Here is a 23,763-nt window from a genome sequence, read left to right on the forward strand (position 1 = left end):
GCCCGGTTACAGCCAGTTGTTGCGCCGGAACGCACGGCCCAGCAGGAGACACACCGTGGCCATCACCAGCAGGACTGCCGGATAGCCCCAGGCCCAGTGCAATTCGGGCATGTTGTCGAAGTTCATGCCGTAGATGCCCGCCATTGCGGTCGGCACGGCGGCGATGGCCACCCACGCCGAGATCTTGCGCATGTCCACGTTCTGCTGCATGGCGACTTTGCCGAGCGCGGCCTGCACCAGTGAACTGAGCATGTCGTCGTAGCTGCTGATCCGGTCGGAGGCCAGGACGTTGTGGTCGTGCACGTCGCGCATGTAGCGGCGGACCTCGATCGAGATCAGGTCGTTGTGGTCGGTGAGCAACCGCTGCAGCGCAAGCGTCAACGGAGCGACTGCCCGGCGCATTTCGACGACTTCCCGCTTCAGCAGGTAGATGGATTCGATGTTGGTCTGGGTGCGCGGGGAGAAGATGTCCTCCTCCATCGTGTCGATGTCGGTTTCGATGAGGTCGGTGACGTCGAGGTAGGTGTCGACGACGTGGTCGGAAATCGCATGCATGATCGCGAACGGGCCGAGCTTGAGAATCGACGGTGAGGCGTCGAGGCGTTGACGTACCCCGGCCAGGCCGCCGTGTTCTCCGTGCCGGACCGTCACCACGAAATCCCCGCCGACGAAGACCATGATCTCGCCCGTCTCGACGATCTCGCGGGCGTTGGCCACCGATTCGTGCTCGACGTAGTTGATGGTTTTGAGCACCAGGAAAAGAGTGTTGTCGTAGCGCTCCAGTTTGGGCCGTTGATGGGCGTGCACCGCATCTTCGACGGCCAGTTCGTGTAAACCGAAAACGTCGGCCACCGCCTGCATCTGGAATTGGTCCGGTTCGTGCAGACCGATCCAGACGAACGCTTTTCGGTTGGCTTGTTGGAGTTCGCGAACCTTGGCCAGCGCCGCGGCGTGGGTGTATTTGCCGGGCAGCCGGCTTCCGTCGCAGTACACGCCGCAGTCGACCATCGCCCTGGCCACCGGTACGTGGATGGACTTGGCCTCCGGGGCCGTTGACCGGGAACGGGTCGAGGGGCGCAGCGACGGCGGCAGCGCGCGAAATGACGGCATTCGCCTGGCCTCCCCTCAGCCGGAAACCCCGCCCGCACCCCAGCATGCGGTGGTACCTGGGATGGTACGCGCACGACCCATTCGAAGAATCCTCACGAAGCGGGAACCCACCCATGTGAGGATCACCGGTCAAGTACCCTTGCGCCGTGTCGGAAAGTACTGAGGTGCGCACTCCACAAGTCGTCATCGACGACGCCGAGATCTTCGCGGCGCACGAAGGCGGAAAACTCTCGATCGGGCTGAATTCACCGCTGGACACCCAGCGTGCGTTGTCGATCGCCTACACGCCCGGGGTCGCCCAGGTGAGCCGCGCGATCGCGACCGATCACACCCTGGCCGCCAAGTACACCTGGGCCAACCGCCTGGTCGCGGTCGTCAGCGACGGCAGCGCGGTGCTCGGCCTCGGCGATATCGGCCCGGCGGCCTCGCTGCCCGTCATGGAGGGCAAGAGCGCGCTGTTCAAGGCCTTCGGCGGGCTCGATTCCATCCCGATCGTGCTGGACACCAAAGACCCTGACGAGATCGTCGAGACCTTGATCCGGCTGCGCCCGACGTTCGGTGCGGTGAATCTGGAGGACATCTCGGCCCCGCGGTGTTTCGAGATCGAGCGGCGTGTCATCGAGGCGCTGGACTGCCCCGTCATGCATGACGATCAGCACGGCACCGCGATCGTGGTGCTCGCCGCACTGCTCGGTGCCACCAAGGTGCTCGAGCGCGATATGCACGAGCTGCGGGTGGTCGTCTCCGGCGCCGGGGCCGCCGGCGTGGCGTGCACCAACATCCTGCTGACCAAGGGCATCACCGACATCACGGTGCTGGATTCGCAGGGCATCGTGCATTCCGGGCGGGACAACCTCAATACGTTCAAGGCCGAGTTGGCCGGCCGCACCAATCCGCGCGGTCTCACCGGCGGTGTGGCCGAGGCGCTCGCCGGAGCCGACGTCTTCCTCGGGGTATCCGCCGGCCTGGTGCCCGAGGAGCTCATCGCGACGATGGCCCCCCGCGGCATCGTGTTCGCGCTGTCCAACCCGGATCCCGAGATCCACCCCGACGCCGCGCGCAAGTACGCGGCCGTGGTCGCCACGGGCCGCAGCGACTTCCCCAATCAGATCAACAACGTGCTGGCCTTCCCCGGGGTGTTCCGCGGCGCACTCGATGCGGGCGCGCGCCGGATCACCGAAGCGATGAAGGTCGCCGCGGCCGAAGCCATCTTCTCGGTGATCGGCGACGAGCTGGCCATCGACCACATCGTGCCCAGCGCGCTCGATCCGCGGGTCGGCCCCGCAGTGGCTGCCGCCGTCGCGGCGGCGTCCGACGTCTGACTTCGCGTATGCGCCTGAGCCTGGCGTCGGTCCTCATCGCGCTGCTGATCGCCGGCTGCGGCGGACATTCAGGGCCGGCCCCACTGGCGGTCGGTGCAGGTCCGGATCCGGAGTCCGCGCTGATCGGCCACCTGTACGCCGGCGCGCTGCGCTATTACGGTAGCGCCGCCGAGGTGACCACCACCGACGAGTCGGTCGGCGCGCTGGACTCCGCGGACGTCAGCGTGCTGCCCGGTTTCACCGGCCGACTGCTGGAGCGGTTCCGTCCCGGCGCCACGGCGCGTTCCGATGAGCAGGTGTACCGCGATTTGGTGTCGGCGCTGCCAGAAGGCGTCGCGGCCGGGGACTACACGATGTCGGCGCAGGACAAACCGACGGCGGTGGTGACCGAGGCGACGGCGTCGAAATGGGACGGATCCGATCTGTCGGCGCTGCGGCACAACTGCGCCGAGGCGCGGCCCGGATCGGTCGCCGGCGCGGCCGCGCCCACGGTGATCGGAACGTGCACTTTGCCCGCGGCCCGCGAGTTTCCGGATGATGCAAGCCTTTTCGCGGCGCTGCGGGCCGGGACGATCAACGTGGCGTGGTCCACCGCGGCTGACCCCTCGGTACCTTCCGAGCTGGTGGTGCTCGCCGATCGCACGGGGCTGATCCGCGCGGAGAATCTGGTGCCGCTGTATCGCCGCAATGTGCTCACGGAGAGCCAGATCAGGGCCGTCAACGAGATCGCCGGCGTGCTGGACACCGGCTCACTGGCCGATATGCGTCGTCAGGTCGCCGAAGGGGCGGATCCTGGTGCAGTTGCCGACGAGTTCCTGCAGGCCAACCCGCTCGGCCACTGAATCAGCGTGGCAACGCCCGGCTGACGACGTAGCCGAACAGCCGCTGATATCCCGACCCGGTGATCCGCACGATCAGGTCCAGCGCCTTGGCATCCGGGCCGACCAGCACCCTGGCCTTGTTCTTGCGCACCGCCTCGAGAATGATCGTGGCCGCCCGCTGCGGGGTGGTGTTGGCCAGCTTCTTGTCGAAAGCCGCGGCGAGTTCCTTGGGGTCGAGGCCCTCGGCGGCGGTGGCATTGCGGGCGATGGCGGTCTTGATGCCGCCGGGATGCACGGTGGTGACCTTGACCGGATGCTTGGCCAGCTTCATTTCCTGACGGAGCGCCTCGGTGAACCCGCGCACCGCGAACTTCGCCGAGTTGTAGGCCGCCTGGCCGGGCACCGAGAACAGCCCGAAGACACTGGAGACGTTGACGACGTGCCCGTCACCGGAGGCGATGAGGTGCGGTAAGAACGCCTTGGTGCCGTTCACGACGCCCCAGAAGTCGACGTCCATGACCCGCTCGATGTCCTTGAACTGGCTGACCTCGACGTCACCGGTGAACGCGATGCCCGCATTGTTGTAGATCTGGTTGACCTTGCCGTAGTGCTCTCTGACCGCGTCGGCGTATACCTGGAACGCCTCGCGTTCGGTGACGTCAAGCCGGTCGGCCTTCACCGGTGCGCCGATGGCCTTCAGCCGCTCTTCGGTGACGGCAAGACCTTCGGTGTCGACGTCGCTGATGGCCAGCTTGGCGCCCGAACGCCCCAGCTCGATGGCCAGCGCCTGGCCGATGCCCGATCCGGCACCGGTCACGACCGCGACTTTTCCGGCGAAGCCCTCCATACGCACACTCCTCGTGTCTGTTGGTTGGCAACGAGATTAGCCGGTACCCGCGGTTCCGTGTACGTGGCCCTCGGTTAGTGCCTCCGTCAGCTCGCCGCTGCGGGCGCCCCCGCGTCGCACCAGACATCGGCGAGCAGCTGCAGGTCGATCCCGAGCGCCGTGCTGAGCCCCACCACGGTGCCGAACGCGGGGGAGGGCAGTCGCCCGGTCTCGATCTTGCGCAGGGTCTCCGGTGAGATGCCCGCCTGGGCGGCGACGTCATCGAGGGTGCGTCCGGCGCGGGCTGCCCGCAGGGTGGTGCCGAGCCGGCGGCCTGCGGCGATCTGTTCGGGGGTGAGCGGGGTACGGACCACGCCACCACCGTAGCTCCGGTATTGAAATACCGCCAGGTGTACGGTATTTAAATACCAAGGAGGTTGTTGACGTGATCGAGCTGAAGACGCCCGACGAGATCGAACGTATGCGTGTCACCGGTGGTTTCGTCGCCGCGGTGCTCGCCGAACTGGGCGGAGTAGCCGATGTCGGCGTCAATCTGCTCGACCTGGAGCACCACGCCCGCGCGATGATCGCCGACCGTGGCGCGCAGTCCTGCTACTGGGACTACCACCCGTCGTTCGGCTCGGGGCCGTTCCGCAACGTGATCTGCCTGTCTGTCAACGATGCTGTGCTGCACGGTCTTCCGTTCGACTACCGGCTACGGGACGGTGACGTGCTCAGCATGGACTTCGCGGTGTCCATCGACGGGTGGGTCGCCGATGCGGCCCGTACCGTCATCGTGGGTACGCCCGCAGACGAGGATGTGCGCCTGGTCCGGGCCACCGAGGACGCCCTGGTCGCAGGTACCGCCGCCGCCCGGCCCGGCGGTCGTCTCGGTGACATCTCGGCGGCGATCGGCGCGGTCGCCGCGGACTACGGGTACCCGGTCAACCTCGAGTTCGGCGGGCACGGATTGGGCCGCACCATGCACGAGGACCCTCACGTGCCCAACCGTGGCCGTCCCGGTCGCGGGCTGCCGCTGCGTCCGGGTATGACGCTCGCGCTGGAACCCTGGCTGGCCCGCACCACGGACCGCATCGTCTACGACCGCGACGGCTGGACCATCCGGTCCGCCGACGGCTCCCGCACCGCGCACACCGAGAACACCATCGCGATCACCGAGGCCGGGCCGGTGGTGCTGACTTGCTGAATCAGTGCTCCGGCTTCAGCAACACGGTCGCGACAACGCTGATGGCCGCCGTGGTCACCAGATAGGCGCAGGCGTACCAGGGCCGGCCGCCGCCCGCGGCGATCAGCGCGGTGAGGATCAGCGGAGTCAGGCCCGAGGCGTAGACGCCGGAGAGCTGATACACCGTCGACAGCCCGGTGTAGCGGGTGCGGGTGGGAAACAACGACGCGTACAACGTGCCCTGGGCACCGTAGAACCAGGCGTGAACAACGCCGAACGCCAACACCATTCCCACCGCGTATGCCGTGATGCTGCCGGTGCCGAACAGGGCGAAGGCGGGGAACACGACCAGGCCGTAGGCGGCGATACCGCTTGCGTAGACCGGTCGAGGGCCGAACCGGTCGGCGAGCAACCCCGATACGGGTAACAACACCGCCATCAGCAAGGCCGCGGCGGTCACCACGGTGAGCACGGGGACCTTGCCGAGATGCAGCGTGGTGGTGGCGTAGGAGATGGTGAAGACGCCCCAGGTGTTGAACGCCGTGCCCTCACCCCACCGGGACAGCAGGCCGAGCAGGGTGGAGCGCAGCGCCGGCGGGGTGAAGATCTCCCGCACCGGAACCGCGGAACGGTCGTCGTCGCGGCGGATCTTCTCGAACGCCGGCGTCTCGGCCACCCGGAAGCGCACCAGCACGCCGAACACCACCAGCACGATGCTGAACAGGAAGGCGATGCGCCATCCGTAGGTGAGGAACGCCTCGGGCGGCAGCGCCAGTTGCAACAGCACAAACACGCCCGTGCCCAGGGCCAACCCCAGTGCGAGGCCGACCTGGGGGATGCTGCCGAACAGGCCGCGTCGCCGCGCGGGGCTGTGCTCGACGGCCAGCAGCACCGCACCGGCCCATTCGCCGCCGAGCGCGAAGCCCTGCACGATCCGCAACAGCAGCAACAGGATCGGCGCGAACACACCGATCTGGGCGGCGGTCGGCAGCGCGCCCATCAACGCGGTGGCACCGCCCATCAGCAGCATGGTCAACGCGAGGGTCTTCTTGCGGCCGATCCGGTCGCCGATGTGCCCGAACACGAATCCGCCGATGGGCCGGACCACGAAGCCGACCGCGAACGTCGCGAATGCCAACATCGTTCCGACAAACGAGCTTTGGTCCGGGAAGAACGCGTGGTTGAAGACCAGGCTCGCGGCCGTCGCGTACAGGAAGAAGTCGTACCACTCGATGGTCGTGCCGAGCACGCTGGCCAGCAGCGCAGTCCGCACCGTCCTCGTGGAGGCGGGCGTGGACGCAGGTGGCGCGGGTTCGGCGAGCGGAGTGAATGTCACTCCAAATGAGTAACCGTCACAGACCGTCGCGCACAGTATTGTGCGCGCGATGATCCGAAGCTCGCCGCGCCCGGCGCGATCCGGCGCTCAGCCTTGCGGAGGAGCGAAGGCCAGGTCGATGATCTCCTGCTGCTCGACGGCATGCACCTTCGACGAACCCGACGACGGCGCCGACATCGCACGGCGCGAGATGCGCTTGATCCCGGTGAAGTACTCGGGCAGCACCTCCGGCAGGGTCAGCCCGACCGACGGCCACGCGCCCTGGTTGGCCGGCTCCTCCTGCACCCAGAACTTCTCGGTCACATTCGGATACCGGTCGAGCGTCTCGGCCAGCCGGCGCCGCGGCAGCGGGGCGAGCTGTTCGATCCGCAGAATCGCCACGTCGTCGCGGTTCTCCTTGGCCTTGCGGGCGGCCAGGTCGTAGTAGATCTTGCCGCTGCACAGCAGGATTCGCCGTGCCTTGTCGCGGTCGCCGACCCCGTCGCTGTAGGTGGGCTCCTCCAGCACCGAACGGAACTTCTGCTCGGTGAAGTCGCGGATATCGCTGACCACGGCCTTGTTGCGCAGCATCGACTTCGGGGTGAACACGATCAACGGTCGCTGGATGCCGTCCATGCCGTGACGGCGCAGCAGGTGGAAGTAGTTCGCCGGAGTCGAGGGCACGGAGATGGTCATCGAACCCTCCGCCCACAGCTGCAGGAACCGCTCGATGCGCCCCGAGGTGTGGTCCGGGCCCTGGCCCTCATGGCCGTGCGGCAGCAGCAGCACCACGTCCGACAGCTGACCCCACTTGGCCTCGCCGGAGGAGATGAACTCATCGATGATCGACTGCGCACCGTTGACGAAGTCGCCGAACTGGGCCTCCCACAACACCATCGCGTCAGGGTTGCCCACCGAGTAGCCGTACTCGAAACCAACCGCCGCGAACTCCGACAGCGCCGAGTTGTACACCAGGAACTTGCCGCCGGTCGGGGTGCCGTCGGTGTTGGTGGCCAACAGCTGCAGCGGGGTGAACTCCTCGCCGGTCTTGCGGTCGACGATCACCGCGTGGCGCTGGGTGAAGGTGCCACGCTGGGTGTCCTGGCCGCTCAACCGCACCAGCTTGCCCTCGGCGACCAGCGACCCGAGTGCCAGCAGTTCGGCGAATGCCCAGTCGACCTTGCCCTCGTAGGCCATTTCGCGGCGCTTCTCCAGCACCGGCTTGACGCGCGGGTGCACGGTGAAGCCTTCCGGGGCGGCCAGGTGGGCATCGCCGATCCGGGCCAGCAGCGACTTGTCCACCGCGGTGGACAGGCGCTGCGGGATCTTCTGATCGGACTCCACCGATTCGCTGGGCTCGATCTCGTGCTTCTCGAGTTCGCGGACCTCGTTGAAGACCCGCTCGAGCTGGCCCTGATAGTCGCGCAGCGCGTCTTCGGCTTCCTTCATCGAGATGTCGCCGCGGCCGATCAACGCTTCGGTGTAGGCCTTGCGCGAGCCTCGCTTGGTGTCGATGACGTCGTACATGTAGGGCTGGGTCATCGACGGGTCATCGCCCTCGTTGTGCCCGCGGCGGCGGTAGCACAGCATGTCGATGACGACGTCCTTCTTGAACGCCTGGCGGAAGTCGACGGCCAGCCGTGCCACCCAGGCGCACGCCTCGGGATCGTCGCCGTTGACGTGGAAGATCGGTGAGCCGATCATCTTGGCCACGTCCGTGCAGTACTCGCTGGAACGGGAATCCGATGGTGCCGTGGTGAATCCGATCTGGTTGTTCACCACGATGTGGATGGTGCCGCCGGTGCGGTAACCGTGCAGCAGCGCCAGGTTCAGCGTCTCGGCCACCACGCCCTGACCGGCGAATGCGGCGTCGCCGTGCAGCATCAACGGCACCACGGAGAATCTGTTGCTCGCTTCTTCTCCGGTGTCGAGCAGGTCCTGCTTGGCGCGTACCAGCCCTTCGAGTACGGGATCGACGGCCTCCAGGTGTGACGGGTTGGCCGTCAGTGACACCTCAATGTCGTTGTCGCCGAACATCTGGATGTAGGTGCCGGTGGCGCCGAGGTGGTATTTCACATCGCCGGAGCCGTGCGCCTGCGACGGGTTCAGGTTGCCCTCGAACTCACCGAAGATCTGCGAGTACGGCTTGCCGACGATGTTGGCCAGCACGTTGAGCCGCCCGCGGTGGGGCATGCCGATGACCACTTCGTCGAGCGCGTGCTCGGCGCACTGGTCGATCACCGCGTCCATCATCGGAATGACGGTCTCCGCGCCTTCCAGCGAAAAGCGTTTCTGCCCCACGTATTTGGTCTGCAGGAACGTCTCGAACGCCTCGGCGGCATTGAGTTTGGACAGGATGTACTTCTGCTCGGCGACAGTCGGCTTGTCGTGCTTGCCCTCGACCCGGTCCTGGATCCAGCGCTGCTGCTCGGGCTCCAGGATGTGGGTGTACTCCACGCCGACGTGGCGGCAGTACGCATCGCGCAGCACCGACAGCACATCGCGCAGTTTCTTGTACTCGGCGCCCGCGAATCCGTCGACCTTGAATTCGCGGTCCAGGTCCCACAGCGTCAGGCCGTGGGTCAGCACGTCGAGGTCGGGGTGGCTGCGGAAGCGCGAACTGTCCAGCCGCAGCGGGTCGATGTCGGCCATCAGGTGACCGCGGTTGCGGTAGGCCGCGATCAACTCGATGATGCGGGCGTTCTTGTCCGTGATGGAATCGGGGTTGTCGGTACGCCAGCGCACGGGCTCGTACGGGATGCCCAGCTCACGGAAGATCTCGTCGAAGAACTCGTCGTCCAACAACAGCTGGTGCACGGTGCGCAGAAAGTCGCCGGACTCGGCACCCTGGATGATCCGGTGGTCGTAGGTCGAGGTGAGCGTGATGAGCTTGCCGATACCCAGGTCGGCGATGCGCTCCTCGCTGGCGCCCTGGAATTCTGCCGGGTACTCCATCGCACCCACGCCGACGATGGCGCCCTGGCCGGCCATCAGCCGCGGCACCGAATGCACGGTGCCGATGGTGCCGGGGTTGGTCAGCGAGATCGTCACACCGCCGAAATCCTCGGCGGTCAGCTTGCCGTCGCGGGCCCGGCGCACGATATCTTCGTAGGCGGCGATGAACTGACCGAAACGCATTGTCTCGCAACGCTTGATACCGGCCACGACGAGTTGGCGGTTGCCGTCCTTGCCCGGCAGGTCGATCGCCAGGCCCAGGTTCGTGTGGGCCGGGGTGACCGCGTTGGGCTTGCCGTCGATCTCGGCGAAATGGCGGTTCATGTTCGGGAACTTCTTGACCGCCTGCACGATCGCGTAGCCGAGCAGGTGGGTGAAGCTGATCTTGCCGCCGCGGGTGCGCTTGAGGTGGTTGTTGATGACCACGCGGTTGTCGATCATCAGTTTGGCCGGGATCGCGCGGACGCTGGTGGCTGTCGGCACCTGCAGCGACGAGTTCATGTTCTTGACCACGGCGGCGGCGGCGCCACGCAGCACCTGGGTCTGATCGTCGTCAGCAGGCGGCTGCTTGGCCGCAGCCGGCTTGGCGGGCTTGGCGGGCGCCGGGGCCGCGGCCTGCGCCGGTTTCGCGGCAGGCTTGGCGGCCGGTTTCGCGGCCGGAGCGGGCTCGGGTGCGGGAGGGGCCGGCGCGGCAGGCGCCGGTTGGCCGTTGGTCGCGGTGGTGTCGGCGGCTGGTTCGGGGGAGTAGTCGACCAGGAACTCGTGCCAACTCGGATCCACCGACGAGGGATCCTCGCGGAATTTGCGATACATCTCCTCGACCAACCACTCGTTCTGTCCGAATGGTGAAGGTGAACTGGTCACGGCAGCTGCTCGCCTCGATTCTTGTGTCCGGCAAGCCCCGGCAAGGAAGCTCGCCGCTCGTGTCTTCTGTTAGGCGGTAGTCCCCGCTCAACCGCCGTCTAAAGGCTAGCGCCTTTGACCGCGCGCCGACGGACGCACCGCCCATCTGGGGTTGCCGGAGCTGTGGTTAAGCTCTCAGGGCTGGGCAGAGGGCAGCACGTGCAGCGTGGCGGGCCATCGCGGCGGCGGCGTGCCGAATGCTTTGCGGGAGTTCCCGACGATCTTCTTGCCCATCAACCGGTTGCCCACACCGCCCACGACCGCGCCGATGCCCACCGGCAACAATTTGCCGAACGCGAGGGCACCCCGCTTGATCGTGTAGCGCTTCACGAAGTACTTCAGCAGCCGGGAGTTGAGCTGCGAGACCGCAGGCAGCGGCAGCGTCGCCGCACCGTCGGACAGCCAGGCGCCGCTGGTGCGCCCCGCCCCAAGCAGATCGGAGATCGCGCGCTTGCTGTCCTCGCCGACCAACACCGACAGCACCAGCGCGCGGCGGCGTTCGCGGTGCTCGGCGGGGATGCCGTGGACCTCGGCGACCGCGAGCACGAACACCGAGGTGGCCTCGAGGAACACCACGGTCTCGCCGGCCACCGCAGACAGCGCGGTCAGGGTCCCGATACCGGGGAACGCGGCGGCCGAGCCGACCGCAGCGCCGCTGGCCATCACGGCGGCCAGATAGTGCTTTTCCAGCCTGGTGATGATGTCCGCGGGCGTGGCATCGGCATTGTGGTTGCGCAACCGCTCCACGTAGGCCTTGACCGCGGGTGCCTGCACACGTGAGCTGCGTTCGATGATCTGCGACAGCACCTTGGCGGCGGTGCTGGGATCCTCGGCTGCGCCGTCGCGGACTGCGGGCACTTTGCTCTTGGTCGACCAAGCGCTCACTGTCGGGGCCTCCCCACGTGCGGACCGATACGGCATCGGTTGACTGTCCAGGCTAGCGCCTGGGGAACATTGGAGAACGAACGACGTCGTTCTGCGGGTGCCCGGTCGTGATCGCGGTCACTGTTCGGGCACTTCGGGAAGAAAATGCCGACCTGCGTGGCTACACAACGTCATGGCATCATCGCCCGACGTGAACGAGACGAAAGTTGCAGGCGCGCCGGGACGTATTCGGATGATTCTGGTGTTGGGTGCCCTCGTCGCTCTCGGCCCGCTCACCATCGACATGTATCTGCCCGCGCTGCCGAAGATCGCAGACGAGTTGTCGGTCACCTCGTCGGTCGCACAGCTGACCCTGACCGGGACGCTGGCGGGGCTTGCGCTCGGCCAACTGATCGTCGGCCCGCTCTCGGATTCGCTGGGTCGCAGGCGGCCACTGATGGCCGGGATCCTGCTGCACATGGTGGCCTCGGTGCTGTGCGTGCTGTCCCCGGACGTCACCACCCTCGGCCTGGCGCGCGCACTGCAGGGTATGGGCGCCGCCGCCGCCGCGGTGGTGGCGATCGCCGTAGTCGGTGACCTGTTCGCGGGCTCGGCCGCTGCGACGGTGATGTCGCGGCTGATGCTGGTGCTCGGGGTGGCGCCGGTGCTGGCGCCGTCGCTGGGTGCAGCAGTCTTGCTGAAGGGCTCCTGGCACTGGATTTTCGTCGCGCTTGTGGTGCTGGCCGGTGCCTTGCTTCTGATGGCCGCGCTGGCGCTGCCCGAGACGCTGCCGGTGTCACATCGTCGCCCGCTGCGGGTGCGCGGAATCATCGGAACATACGCCGAACTGCTGCGCGACGCCCGGTTTGTGATTCTCGTGCTGGTGGCCGCGCTGGGTATGTCCGGTCTCTTCGCCTACATCTCGGCAGCGCCGTTCGTCCTGCAGGGCCGGTACGGCCTCGACCAACAGTCGTTCGCGCTGGTGTTCGCCGCGGGTGCGGTCGCGCTGATCGGGTCGACGCAGTTCAACGTGGTCCTGTTGCGGCGGTTCACCCCACAGGCGATCACCATGGCGGCGCTGGCCGCGGCCACGGTGGCCGGGGCGGTCTTCATCGGCTTGACCGTCGCGCAGGTCGGTGGGTTGGCCGGCTTCCTGCTGCCGGTGCTGGCGATCCTGGCCACGATGGGGCTGGTCATTCCCAACGCACCCGCGCTCGCGTTGACGCGGCATCCGGACGCCGCCGGTACCGCGGCTGCCCTGCTTGGCGCCGCCCAGTTCGGGATCGGGGCCGCGGTGGCACCGCTCGTCGGGGCGCTGGGCAACGGTGCCCTGGCGCTGGCCGGGATCATGACCGCGGGCATGGTGATCGCATTGGTCGCATTGGTGCTCGTCGGTGGTCGCCGCGATGTCGACGACGCCGCCGCCGAGCTGATCGACGAGGCGGTCGCCGAAGCGGCGTGATCCCCTTCGCCGAGGGGCCCGGACTTGTCCGGATCGTGGCGGGTCCGTAGCGTTCGGCGCAACGTCGCCGACCTGATTCCCCCACTGATTCGTGATGCTCCAGACCCTGATCGCCCGGATTGCGGGCAACCCTGCCGACAACCCGTGGAACGCGTTGTGGGCGATGCTGGTCGGCTTCTTCATGATCCTGCTCGACGCCACCATCGTGGCCGTCGCGAATCCGACGATCATGGAAGAGCTGGGCGCCGACTACGACGGCGTGATCTGGGTGACCAGTGCCTACCTGTTGGCCTATGCCGTCCCGTTGCTGGTGGCCGGACGGCTGGGGGATGTGTTCGGGCCGAAGAACATGTACCTGGCCGGTCTGGCGGTGTTCACCGCGGCCTCGCTGTGGTGCGGCCTGGCCGGCAGCATCGAGGCGTTGATCGCCGCCCGGGTGGTGCAGGGCATCGGGGCGGCGGTGCTGACGCCGCAGACGTTGTCGACGATCACCCGGATCTTCCCGCCCGAACGGCGCGGGGTGGCGATGAGTGTGTGGGGCGCCACCGCCGGGGTCGCGACGCTGGTCGGCCCGCTGGCCGGCGGGGTCCTGGTCGGCGGGCTGGGCTGGCAGTGGATCTTCTTCGTCAACGTGCCGATCGGGATCGCCGGGTTGGCACTGGCCGTCTGGTTGGTGCCGGTGCTGCCCACCCAGCGGCACCGGTTCGACATGATCGGCGTGCTGCTGTCCGGTGTCGGGATGTTCCTGATCGTGTTCGCATTGCAAGAAGGTCAGTCACACGAGTGGGCGCCCTGGGTGTGGGGGACCGCGACGATCGGTGTGGGGGTGATGGCCGCGTTCGTGTGCTGGCAGGCCGTCAACACCCGCGAGCCGCTGATTCCGTTGCGCATCTTCGCCGACCGCGATTTCAGTCTGGCCAATGTCGGCGTCGCCACGATCGGGTTCTCGGTGACGGCGATGATCCTGCCGCTGATGTTCTACGCCCAGTCGGTGTGCGGCCTGTCGCCCACCCGGGCGGCACTGTTCACCGCGCCGACGGCGATCGCCAGCGGGGTGCTGGCCCCGGTGGTCGGGCGAATCGTGGACCGCACGCATCCGCGGCCGGTGATCGGTTTCGGGTTCTCCGCCATGGCGATCGGGCTGACCTGGCTGTCCATCGAGATGTTGCCCACCACACCGATCTGGCGGCTGCTGCTGCCGCAGGTGCTGATGGGCATCGGGATGGCGTTCATCTGGTCGCCCTTGGCGGCCACGGCGACCCGCAACCTGCCCTCGGATCTGGCGGGTGCCGGTTCGGGTGTCTACAACGCCACCCGCCAGGTCGGTTCGGTGCTGGGCAGCGCAGGTATCGCCGCGTTCATGACCTCGCGGATCGCCGCGGAGATGCCGGGTTCGCCGGCCGCACCCCCGCCCGGCGAGGCGATGGCACTGGAGTTGCCGGGGTTTCTGCACGGCCCGTTCTCGGCGGCGATGTCGCAATCGATGCTGCTGCCGGCGTTCGTCGCGCTGTTCGGTGTCGTGGCCGCGCTGTTCCTTCTCGGCTTCGGCGACGGGTCTGCCGCGCCCCCCGATGAGACTCCGGACGACGAGAGGCCGGACGAGTTCGATGCGGCCTATCCCGACGATGACGAATACGTCGAGTACATCCTCGATCGGCATGAGGACGACAGCATCACCGAGCCACTGCGCACCGCGCCGGCCCGCCCACCCGAACCCGAAGGCGAGTGGCAGGCGATCCTGGCCCAACTCACCGCTGAACTGCCGCCGAAGCACGACTGAGCCGCGCGCGGCCTCGCGCCCGGAAATCAGCTGAACAGCACTGCCCGGTTGAGGTAGCCCGCGGGATCGAATGCCGCCTTGACGGTGCGCATCGCGGCGATGTCGGCGTCGGTCCGCGACATTGCGACGTACTCCCGTTTGCGGGTGCCGACGCCGTGCTCCGAGCTGACATTGCCGCCGCTGGCCGCGATCAACGCCATCATCGCCGCGTACAGCTGGTGTTCGGCGTCGCCGCTCAAGGCGCAGCGCAGCACGTTCAAATGCAGGTTGCCCTCGCCGAGGTGGCCGAACAGCACCGGAATGGCGTCGGGAGCGTGCTCTGCCACCAGATCGGCAGCGGCCGCCGCGAATCCCCCGATCGCGGCGAGCGGCAGCGATACGTCGAATTTCAGCGGCGGGCCGTAGAGGCCGAGCACCTCGGCCACCGATTCGCGCACCTGCCACAGCCGTTGCTGGGCGTTGACGTCGACCCCGACCGCGGGCTCCCCGCACAATCGGGCGTGCTCGAGGGCATCGGCCAGCCGTTCGGTCTGGTCGGTGTCGCCTGCCAGTTCGATGAGCAGTTGCCAGGCGCCCTCGACCGGGGCGGCGACACCCAGCTGCTCGGCGGTCAGCGCGCTGGCGCTCGCGTCGATCAACTCCAGCGCCGCGATGCCGTCCATGTCGCGGAACTGCCTTCCGGTCTCGACGAGGGCTTCCAGATCGGTGAACCCGCACACCGCGGTCACCCGGTGGCTGGGCGCGGGATGCAGCCGCAGGTCCAGCGCGGTGATCACGCCCAGGGTGCCCTCGGCACCGACGAACAGCGATGCGAGGTCGTAGCCCGTGTTGTCGCGCCGCACCTGACTGTGCCGGTGCACCACCGACCCGTCGGGCAGCGCGACGTCGAGCCCGATCACCTGCTCGCCCATGTTTCCGTAACGCACCGTGCGCAAACCGCCTGCGTTCGTCGAGGCCATACCGCCGACGGTGGCCGAATCCCGTGCGCCCAGGTCGACGCCGAGCACCAGACCCGCGGACGCGGCGGCCCGCTGCACCGCGGCCGCCGTGACCCCCGCGCCGACCCGCACCCTGCGCTCGGTCGTGTCGACCGGGCCGATCTCGGTGAGCCGTTCGGTGGACAGCAGCACGTCATCGTTTTCGGGGACCGTTCCGGCGACCAGCGAGGTCCGCCCGCCCTGCACCGTGACGCAGGCGCCTGCGGCGTGGCAGGCCCGCAGCACGGCGGCGATCTCCTCATCGTTGCGGGGGCGGACCAGCATGCTGGCGTGGCCGCGATAGCGCCCCGTGTGATCGACCGACCGGCCGGCCAGCACATCGGGATCGGTGCTGACATGGCCGGCGCCGACGATCGCGGCGAGCTGATCGGTGAGGGGTTCAGTCACCCCGTGGGTGTATCACACGGGGGCAAGCCCAGGAATGCGCCCAACTCCACCACCCCGGCCGGGGTGGTCGGCAGATACTCCGTCAACGCGCTCGACCGGACGATCACTGCCGCGTACTTGGCCCGGCTCACCGCCACATTGAGGCGATTACGGTTGAGCAGGAACGAGATTCCGCGTGGCACGTCGTCGATCGAGGACGCCACCATCGAGATGAACACCACCGCGGCCTGTTGGCCCTGGAACTTGTCCACCGTCCCGGCCCGCACATCGGTGAACCCGGCGGCATCCAGCCGGTGACGCAGCTCGACCACCTGAGCGTTGTACGGGGTCACCACCAGGATGTGCTGCTGGGCCAGCGGCACCGTGCCGGACTCGTCGGTCCACGACGATCCGAGTAGCCGGCCGATCTCGGCGACGATGGCCTCGGCCTCCTCCGGGCTCTCGGTCGCGTTGCCGTCATGGTCGACCGTCAGCAGCGCTACCCCCGGCGGGTACCCGTCGAGGCGTCGCGCCGCGGTCACCGCATCGACCGAACGCAGCCGCCCGTCATAGGACAACGCCGACACCGCCGAACAGACCGCGGGGTGCATGCGGTAGGAGCGGTCAAGGAAGTAGCCGAGTTCGGCGGGCAGCGTGTGGCTGCCGTCGACCAGCCAGCCCAGCGCCGAGGTGTCCACCGGCTCGGGGTGGGTGCCCGCGCTGACCTGTGGCAGCTGTTGCGGATCGCCGAGGAGCAGCAGGTTGGTGGCGGCCGGTGCCACCGCGATGGTGTTGGCCAGGCTGTACTGGCCGGCCTCTTCGACCACCAGCAGGTCGAGGCTGCCCGGCGGCACCCTGGCCGGGTTGGCGAAATCCCATGCGGTGCCGCCGATGACGCAGCCGTGCCGGTCGGCAGTGTGCCGCGACACGAACTCCGGATAATCCGATTCGGTGATCTCGGTCCAGGTGGGGCTGTCGGCGTGGCCTTTCTTGGCGACCCGGTCCGCGTCCACTCCGGCCGAGACCACATCACGGAACAGGTTCTCCACCACCGCATGTGCCTGCGCCACCACGCCGATGCGCCAGCGATGCTCGTTGACCAGCCGGGCGATCACCGCCGCGGCGGTGAAGGTCTTACCGGTGCCGGGTGGGCCGTGCACGGCCAGGTAGGAGGAATCCAGATCCAGCAGCGCCGCGGTGATGGTGTCCGCGACCTGTTCACCGTCCTGGGGGAGCGGCCCGGCGGTTCGGGTCCGTGGCGGACGGCGCAGCAGGATGTCGACGACTGCGGTGGCAGGTAACTGCGGTAGGCCCGTGGCGATCTCGGTGGCCGTGGTCTCGATCGATTCCCGCAACGCGGTGGTGCGGATCGGTGGTCCCGGGGTCAGGGCGAACGGTAGTTGGTCGAATACCGTGCCCCCTTTGGGTTCCCGTTCGATGATCAACACCTCGGTGGGTGCGGCCGGATAATCGCATGCCAGGACCTGCACCGATCCGAACGCGCGGCGGTCGGGATCCTCGGTGAGGCCGTCCGGTGCCGGTGGCTCGTAGAGCGCGTACATGTCCCTCGTCAGCTCACCGGTGGCCAGCGTCCCGTTGAGCCGCACCCGGCGTTGAGGTTTACGTGCCCTTGGCGGGGTGTGCCAGTCGGTGTCCACGGTTGCGGTGTCAGCAACGAAAACGCCTGTGCCGTCCGACCATTCGTCAACCGGATGGTTCAGCCGGTCGAAGTGTCCCCACCAGAACGGTTTGTCTTCCCGACGGTGGTAGCCGCGGGCGGCCGCGATCATCGCCACCGCCCGCTGCTCCGGGCCGCGGCCCGGCTCGCCGGGCTCGCCGGCGAAGCGGTGCAACCGGCGCGCCAGCTGGTCCTGCGGTTCGACGGGCTCGAGGCGATCGACCGGCTGGGTGCCCAGTGGCGGGACGCTGGACTCGATCGCACGGTTGATCAGCCAGTCCCGCAGCCGGCGGGTGGACGTGCAGTCGTAGTGGTTGTAGTCCTCGATCTCCTTGAGCACGACCGCGGCGTCGTCGTGACGGCCCTCGGCACGCAGTGCGCAGTACTTGGCGTACTGCGTGATGGAATCTGTCGCGGTGGTGACGTCGCCACTGCGCAGCGCGGCGCCCATGTACAGCGGTTCAAGCGATTTCAAGCTGTAGTTCTCGGTGCCGACCCGGATGCTCTTGCGCACCAACGGATACAGGTCTACCAGCACGCCGTTGCGCAGCAGCTCGTCGACGGCATCCTCACCCTCGCCGTAGCGCCCGGCCAGCCGCAGCAGCGCCGTCTTCTCATAAGCGGCGTAGTGGTAGACGTGCATGTGCGGGTAGCGCTTGCGGCGTTTGTGCACCAGGCTCAGGAAGTCGCGCAGCGCCTGGCGTTCCTCGCGGCGGTCGTGTGCCCACAGCGGGCGGAAGTCGTCCTGGGATTTCGTGCCGGTGCCGAGCACGCCGAACATGTACTCCAGCCCCCATTGCACGCCGTCATCGGTCCACAGTGGGTCGCCTTCGAAGTCGAAGAACAGATCGCCGCGGTCCGGGTTGGGCAGTTGCATCAACGGTTGCGCGTCGACGACCTCGTAGGGCGGCTTGCCGTCGACCCGCGGCGCGCGCTGCAGCCGCGCCTGCGCGGTCAGGCTCGCCAGGATGCGCGGATGCACCCCGTCGACGGCGCCGTCGTGAGCGGTGAGGGCGCCCACGGTGGTGATGCCCGCGTCGATCATCCGGGCCCGCTGGCTGACCCGCATGCCCGCGACCAGCAGCAGATCGTCATGCGCCCGCACTTCGACGGCGCATTCCGGGCAGCGGAAGCAGGCCCGTACGTCCGTGTCCTCCCAGCTGACCGGTTCACCGCTCGCGAGGTGCGTGTCGAGCAGCCGCTGCAGTGCCGCGCGCCGGGGCCGGTAGACCGGAAGCAACTCGGCAACGGGGTAACTGGCGGTGGCGCCGTCACCCAGCACCAGCTCCACCTCGGCTGCCACCGGGACACCGGCGGCAGCCAGCGTTTCGGTGTAGGCGGCCAGCTGCAGCAGGGCCTCGACCTTGACCGAGCGGGCCAGTTTGGTGTCGCGCAGCCGGTAGATCTCGCCGTCCGGCGAATCCGACAGCACCAGGAAGTCGGCGAACCCGACGAAGCGACCGTCGAACATCGCCGCCTGATGTATGACCGGCTCCCGACGCCGTACCGCCGCCAGCGTCTGCTCGGCCGCGGCGGACAGGCCGTCGATCGTGTAGGCCGGGCGGCCGATGATCGTCACCTCGGAGTCGGTGCGCAGCTCCTGAAGGTGGCGCGCTTCGTGCTCACCGCCCAGTTGGGCAGTGCGGGCGAGTAATTCGTCCTCGGCCGCCACCGCGGGGCCCCGGCCGAGCCGAGCATCGAATGAACGCAGCAGCGCATACTCGCAGCGCGCGGCCGCGGCGAGATCGGAAGCGCTGTAGATGACGGTTGGTCCGGCACAGCCGTCGTCGGTGACGAACACGCTGTCACTGTAGGGCAGTCACCCGACACCCCGAGCGTCACGGGAAGGCCGGGGACTAATCAGCCGACGTTGCCCAGCAGCTCGACGCCATTGCCGTTCCAGCGGAACTTCACGGTGCTGGCCAGTCCGTTGAGTGAACTGGAGTACTTGAGTGCCACGGTGTCGCCGGTCGTGGTGGATTTCTCGATGCCGTTGAAGCCGTAGGTGTCGGGGACGCCGGTCGGGATGAACTTGCCCAGGTGGAACATCACGGCCCGGGTGTTGGGATGCTCGGAGTTCGTGTTGGCCCGCACGATCACCGCAGACAGCTGCGCGCACTCGTTGTAGTTGCCCGCCAGCGGCTCAGGACTCCAGGCCTGATTGCTGCGCGGATCGCGAGGCAGGCTCGACACCGCCTTGGCGATTTCGGGCGCGGCGAGGTTGACCGAGCAGGGGTCGGTGGGCGAGGCGGTCGACGGCGGCGCCGCGACCTTCGCTGTCGGGTTGGGCGCGGCCGTCGTCGCCGGGTTCGCGGTGGCTTCCGGTGTCTTGGAGACGGTGGAATCACCCGATCCGCATCCGGCGAGAGTGACCAGAGCCGCCGAAATTGCTACGACCTGTTTCACAACTGGGCACCGTAGCGTGATTGGCGGGGTGCGTCCGGCAGGCACGCGGCGGCGGGGGTGCATATGTGCATTGCGCGACTGCCTGCGGATTGGCACTAGACTTCCTTCACGATGACGTCTATAGAGCCGGGCGCGGGCCCCGATCCCAGCCCGGATTCGGGTACCCCCGAAACGACCTTTGCCGACCTGCAGATTCACCCGGCGGTGCTGCAGGCCGTGAGTGATGTCGGCTACGAATCTCCTTCGGCCATTCAGGCCGCCACCATTCCGCCGATGCTGGCCGGGTCCGACGTCGTCGGGCTGGCCCAGACCGGTACCGGCAAGACCGCGGCTTTCGCGATCCCGATCCTGTCCAAGATCGACACCGCGAGCAAGGCCACCCAGGCGCTGGTGCTCGCGCCGACGCGGGAGTTGGCCCTGCAGGTCGCCGAGGCATTCGGCCGGTATGGCGCGCATCTTCCCGGCATCAATGTGCTGGCGATCTACGGTGGCTCGTCCTACGGTCCGCAGTTGGCCGGGCTCAAGCGTGGCGCCCAGGTGGTGGTCGGAACGCCCGGCCGTGTCATCGACCACCTGGAAAAGGGCAGGTTGGACCTGTCGCACCTGGACTACCTGGTGCTCGACGAGGCCGACGAGATGCTGCAGATGGGTTTCGCCGAGGATGTCGAACGCATCCTGGCCGACACCCCGGAATACAAGCAGGTGGCCCTGTTTTCGGCGACCATGCCGCCGGCGATCCGCAAGATCACCTCCAAATATCTGCACAACCCGGTGGAAGTCACCGTCAAGGCGAAGACCGCCACGGCGGAGAACATCTCGCAGCGTTTCATCCAGGTGGCGGGGCCGCGCAAGCTGGACGCCCTGGCCAGGGTGCTCGAGGTGGAGCCGTTCGACGCGATGATCGTGTTCGTCCGCACCAAGCAGGCCACCGAGGAAGTCGCCGAACGGCTCAAGGCCCGCGGTTTTTCCGCGGCGGCCATCAACGGTGACATCGCCCAGGCCCAACGGGAACGCACGATCGCCTCGCTCAAGGACGGCAAGCTCGACATCCTGATCGCCACCGACGTGGCCGCGCGCGGCCTGGACGTCGAGCGCATCAGCCATGTGGTCAACTACGACATCCCGCACGACACCGAGTCGTACGTGCACCGCATCGGCCGGACCGGGCGGGCGGGACGCTCGGGGGCGGCCCTGTTGTTCGTCACCCCGCGCGAGCGGCATCTGCTCAAGTCGATCGAGAAGCACACCCGGTCGAAGTTGATCGAGTCCGAGCTGCCCAGTGTCGATGATGTCAATGCGCAGCGGGTGGCGAAGTTCCGTGACTCCATCACCGACGGGCTCAGCGCGCCGGGGATCGAATTGTTCCGCCGTCTGATTGCCGATTACGAACGCGACAACGATGTGCCGATGGCCGATATCGCTGCGGCGCTCGCGCTGCAGAGCCGTGACGGCGATGCGTTCCTGATGGTCGAGCCGCCGCCGGAGAAGCGGCGGCCTCGTGAGGAGCGGGATGACCGGGGGGAGCGGTCGCGCAGGGAGCGGCCACCGCGCGAAGGTCTGGCCACCTACCGGATCGATGTCGGCAAACGGCACAAGGTGGGGCCGGGCCACATCGTGGGTGCGATCGCCAACGAAGGCGGGCTGCATCGCAACGAGTTCGGCCACATCACCATCCGGCCGGACCATTCGCTCGTCGAGTTGCCGGCCAAGTTGCCTGCCAAGACACTCAAAGCACTTGAAAACACCCGCATCTCCGGCGTTCTGATCAATCTGCAGCCGGACCGTGCGCCACGGCGTGAGTGGTCCGAGCACCGGGACCGCAAGGGCGGCGGTGGAAAGCCTTACCGGAAAGTGAAGTGACGCTGTCCAGAAGCGTCAGCGGGTCGCCGGCCCAGGGCGGTCTGGAATCGGTTTCGACCCCAGATCGGGTGGCCTCGCTCACGGGAATCCGTGCGGTGGCGGCGCTACTGGTGGTGCTCACCCACGCGGCGTACACCACCGGGAAATATCCGCAGGGCTATGTGGGGCTGGTCTATTCGCGGGCTGAGATCGGGGTGCCGATCTTCTTCGTGCTGAGTGGATTCCTATTGTTCCGGCCCTGGGTGAAGGCCACGGCCCAAGCCGATGCACCGTGGCCGTCGGTCAGTCGGTACGCGTGGCATCGGGTGCGACGCATCATGCCCGCCTATGCCGTCACGGTGCTGATCGCCTATCTCCTCTACCACTTCCGCACGGCGGGGCCCAATCCCGGGCACACCTGGGAGGGGTTGTTCCGCAACCTCACGCTGACGCAGATCTACACCGACAACTACCTGTTCTCGTATCTGCACCAGGGCTTGACCCAGATGTGGAGCCTGGCCGTGGAGGCCGCGTTCTACGTGGTGCTGCCGCTGCTGGCCTATCTGCTGTTGGTGGTGCTGTGCCGGCGGCGCTGGCGGCCGTGGCTGCTGCTGGGCGGGCTGGCGGTGGCGGCAGGTGTGTCGCCGGTGTGGCTGACGATCGTGCACGACAGCGCGTGGATGCCCGACGGCGCGCGGCTGTGGTTGCCGACGTACCTGGCCTGGTTCGTCGCGGGCATGGCGCTGGCGGTGCTGCAGCAGATGCGGGTCCGGGCGTATGCGCTGATGTGCTTGCCGTTGGCCCTGGTGAGCTACTTCATCGTGGCGACGCCGATCGGCGGGGAGCCGACGACCTCACCGGCAAAGCTGAGCGAGGCTCTGGTGAAGACCGCGTTCTACGCGGTGATCGCGGCGCTGCTGGTGGCGCCGCCTGCGCTCGGCGACCGCGGTTGGTACACACGTTTTCTGGCCAGCAGGCCGATGGTGGCCCTCGGTGAGATTTCGTATGAGATCTTCCTGATCCACCTGATCATCATGGAACTGGTGATGGTGGAGGTATTGCGTCATCCCGTCTACACCGGTTCGATGCTCAACCTGTTCGTCGTCACCCTGGTGTTCACCATTCCGGCCTCCTGGTTGCTGCACCGCTTCACCCGCGTTAGTTAGGTTATGCTTACCTAAAGAACGCAAGTGAAAGGGGCGTGCCGTGGTCGAGGCATCGCGCGGGCTGGAAGGTGCACTGGTCAAGCTGTGCGGCGGCGGTGATTACGAGCTGACCGTCACCGGCCGGACGGAAGTCACGTCCCATTACCTTCGCCTGCACTTCACCGCGGGCCGGCTGCTCGCCGAGCAGCGGCTGCATCCCACGATGTGGGTGCGGGGCTGGTTTCCCAACGAAACGAAGGCCCATCAGCGCGGTTACACCCTGGTCAATCCCGACGCGGACGCAGGCACCGTGGACATCGACTTCGCGATGCACGACGGAGTCGCGACCCGCTGGGCCGCCGCGGCCGAGCCCGGCGATGTGCTGGAGGTGACGGTGTTGGGCAGCAACTTCTCACTGCCCGAGCCGCGGCCCGCCGGCTACGTCATCGTCGGTGACACGGCGTCGCTGCCCGCCGTCAACTCACTGCTCGACGCCATCGGTGATGCCCCGGCCCGGGTATTCCTGGAGGCCGGACACGACGACGACCGCGAGCTGCCGGTGACCGGCGACGCCGAGATCAGCTGGGTGGACCGCGACGACGAGCGGTTGCTGGAGGCCGTCAGCTCCTCGGCGTTCGACGCGGCCGACCATTTCGGCTGGGTGGCATGCAACAACCGGACCACCCGCTCAGTGGCCCGGGTATTGCGTGAGAAGTACAACATCCCGCGCAGATCCATTAAGGCGCAGGCATATTGGGCGTGAAACGGCTGCGGCGACGATTCGCAC

Annotated in this window: 17 protein-coding genes; 8 read left to right on the forward strand and 9 right to left on the reverse strand. The window is 67.6% G+C overall.

The features are described from left to right. Positions 1-6: 6 nt before the first annotated feature. The gene (corA, locus tag M1247_RS05715; RefSeq protein ID WP_317155304.1) at positions 7-1,110 is read right to left on the reverse strand and encodes a magnesium/cobalt transporter CorA; all 1,104 of its coding nucleotides are present in this window, start codon (positions 1,108-1,110) and stop codon (positions 7-9) included. Between the two features lie 146 nt (positions 1,111-1,256). Between corA and M1247_RS05720 the strand changes: the two genes are divergently transcribed. Together M1247_RS05720 and M1247_RS05725 are read left to right on the forward strand one after the other, a co-directional pair. Next, a complete protein-coding gene (locus M1247_RS05720; RefSeq protein WP_410506814.1) occupies positions 1,257-2,432 on the forward strand; it encodes an NAD(P)-dependent malic enzyme in 1,176 nt (391 codons plus the stop codon). Between the two features lie 8 nt (positions 2,433-2,440). Beyond that, complete coding sequence (locus M1247_RS05725) at positions 2,441-3,274, forward strand: glycine betaine ABC transporter substrate-binding protein (protein ID WP_317155305.1); 834 nt, start codon at positions 2,441-2,443, stop codon at positions 3,272-3,274. 1 nt (position 3,275) lies between these two features. On the opposite strand, the gene M1247_RS05730 is transcribed toward M1247_RS05725, so the two are convergent. Beyond that, entirely contained in the window at positions 3,276-4,100 is an 825-nt protein-coding gene (locus tag M1247_RS05730) for an SDR family NAD(P)-dependent oxidoreductase (RefSeq protein WP_317155306.1), read from the reverse strand. Between the two features lie 86 nt (positions 4,101-4,186). Then, complete coding sequence (locus M1247_RS05735; RefSeq protein ID WP_317155307.1) at positions 4,187-4,453, reverse strand: helix-turn-helix domain-containing protein; 267 nt, start codon at positions 4,451-4,453, stop codon at positions 4,187-4,189. 71 nt (positions 4,454-4,524) lie between these two features. Here M1247_RS05735 and map point away from each other — a divergent pair, with 71 nt between their 5' ends. Continuing rightward, the gene (map, locus tag M1247_RS05740) at positions 4,525-5,286 is read left to right on the forward strand and encodes a type I methionyl aminopeptidase (protein ID WP_317155308.1); all 762 of its coding nucleotides are present in this window, start codon (positions 4,525-4,527) and stop codon (positions 5,284-5,286) included. Between the two features lies 1 nt (position 5,287). On the opposite strand, the gene M1247_RS05745 is transcribed toward map, so the two are convergent. From M1247_RS05745 to M1247_RS05755, 3 genes are all read right to left on the reverse strand, one after another. Continuing rightward, positions 5,288-6,601, reverse strand: a complete 1,314-nt coding sequence (locus M1247_RS05745) for an MFS transporter (RefSeq protein ID WP_410506815.1) — start codon at positions 6,599-6,601, stop codon at positions 5,288-5,290. An 87-nt stretch (positions 6,602-6,688) separates the two neighbouring features. Continuing rightward, positions 6,689-10,399, reverse strand: a complete 3,711-nt coding sequence (locus M1247_RS05750) for a multifunctional oxoglutarate decarboxylase/oxoglutarate dehydrogenase thiamine pyrophosphate-binding subunit/dihydrolipoyllysine-residue succinyltransferase subunit (RefSeq protein ID WP_317155309.1) — start codon at positions 10,397-10,399, stop codon at positions 6,689-6,691. Positions 10,400-10,573: 174 nt separating this feature from the next. After that, entirely contained in the window at positions 10,574-11,323 is a 750-nt protein-coding gene (locus M1247_RS05755; protein ID WP_317155310.1) for a hypothetical protein, read from the reverse strand. Between the two features lie 172 nt (positions 11,324-11,495). On the opposite strand from M1247_RS05755, the gene M1247_RS05760 reads away from it, so the two are divergent. Then, a complete protein-coding gene (locus M1247_RS05760) occupies positions 11,496-12,764 on the forward strand; it encodes a multidrug effflux MFS transporter (protein ID WP_317155311.1) in 1,269 nt (422 codons plus the stop codon). Positions 12,765-12,858: 94 nt separating this feature from the next. Next, complete coding sequence (locus M1247_RS05765) at positions 12,859-14,544, forward strand: MFS transporter (protein WP_317155312.1); 1,686 nt, start codon at positions 12,859-12,861, stop codon at positions 14,542-14,544. Positions 14,545-14,570: 26 nt separating this feature from the next. On the opposite strand, the gene M1247_RS05770 is transcribed toward M1247_RS05765, so the two are convergent. From M1247_RS05770 to M1247_RS05780, 3 genes are read right to left on the reverse strand one after another with little or no spacing between them, the layout of a single operon-like run. Continuing rightward, positions 14,571-15,929 carry an FAD-binding oxidoreductase gene (locus M1247_RS05770; RefSeq protein ID WP_317155313.1) on the reverse strand — a complete coding sequence of 453 codons (1,359 nt, stop codon included), beginning with the start codon at positions 15,927-15,929 and terminating at the stop codon, positions 14,571-14,573. Then, the gene (locus M1247_RS05775) at positions 15,926-19,387 is read right to left on the reverse strand and encodes a TM0106 family RecB-like putative nuclease (protein WP_317155314.1); all 3,462 of its coding nucleotides are present in this window, start codon (positions 19,385-19,387) and stop codon (positions 15,926-15,928) included. Before M1247_RS05775 ends, M1247_RS05770 begins: the two co-directional genes overlap by 4 nt. Positions 19,388-19,446: 59 nt before the next feature. Continuing rightward, positions 19,447-20,055, reverse strand: a complete 609-nt coding sequence (locus M1247_RS05780) for an LppP/LprE family lipoprotein (RefSeq protein ID WP_410506824.1) — start codon at positions 20,053-20,055, stop codon at positions 19,447-19,449. A gap of 48 nt (positions 20,056-20,103) precedes the next feature. Here M1247_RS05780 and M1247_RS05785 point away from each other — a divergent pair, with 48 nt between their 5' ends. Genes M1247_RS05785 through M1247_RS05795 form a run of 3 tightly spaced genes read left to right on the forward strand, consistent with a single transcriptional unit; the run spans position 20,104 to position 23,739 of the window. Next, a complete protein-coding gene (locus M1247_RS05785; RefSeq protein ID WP_317155316.1) occupies positions 20,104-21,852 on the forward strand; it encodes a DEAD/DEAH box helicase in 1,749 nt (582 codons plus the stop codon). After that, the gene (locus M1247_RS05790) at positions 21,849-22,997 is read left to right on the forward strand and encodes an acyltransferase family protein (RefSeq protein WP_317155317.1); all 1,149 of its coding nucleotides are present in this window, start codon (positions 21,849-21,851) and stop codon (positions 22,995-22,997) included. The genes M1247_RS05785 and M1247_RS05790 overlap by 4 nt, the downstream gene beginning before the upstream one ends. A 40-nt stretch (positions 22,998-23,037) precedes the next feature. Beyond that, positions 23,038-23,739, forward strand: coding sequence for a siderophore-interacting protein (locus M1247_RS05795; protein WP_317155318.1), 702 nt, complete (start codon positions 23,038-23,040; stop codon positions 23,737-23,739). The last annotated feature ends 24 nt before the right edge of the window (positions 23,740-23,763 follow it).

The sequence above is a fragment of the Mycobacterium appelbergii genome (genome assembly GCF_032883035.1).
In the GTDB taxonomy this organism is placed as follows: Bacteria; Actinomycetota; Actinomycetes; order Mycobacteriales; family Mycobacteriaceae; genus Mycobacterium; species Mycobacterium appelbergii.

What these genes read in the sequence shown, in the direction of transcription:
- M1247_RS05780 (WP_410506824.1), bottom strand. Translation starts at nt 20,055, where the DNA reads ATGCACCCCCGCCGCCGCGTGCCTGCCGGACGCACCCCGCCAATCACG.
- M1247_RS05765 (WP_317155312.1), top strand. Translation starts at nt 12,859, where the DNA reads ATGCTCCAGACCCTGATCGCCCGGATTGCGGGCAACCCTGCCGACAAC.
- M1247_RS05760 (WP_317155311.1), top strand. Translation starts at nt 11,496, where the DNA reads ATGGCATCATCGCCCGACGTGAACGAGACGAAAGTTGCAGGCGCGCCG.
- M1247_RS05730 (WP_317155306.1), bottom strand. Translation starts at nt 4,100, where the DNA reads ATGGAGGGCTTCGCCGGAAAAGTCGCGGTCGTGACCGGTGCCGGATCG.
- corA (WP_317155304.1), bottom strand. Translation starts at nt 1,110, where the DNA reads ATGCCGTCATTTCGCGCGCTGCCGCCGTCGCTGCGCCCCTCGACCCGT.
- M1247_RS05785 (WP_317155316.1), top strand. Translation starts at nt 20,104, where the DNA reads ATGACGTCTATAGAGCCGGGCGCGGGCCCCGATCCCAGCCCGGATTCG.
- M1247_RS05725 (WP_317155305.1), top strand. Translation starts at nt 2,441, where the DNA reads ATGCGCCTGAGCCTGGCGTCGGTCCTCATCGCGCTGCTGATCGCCGGC.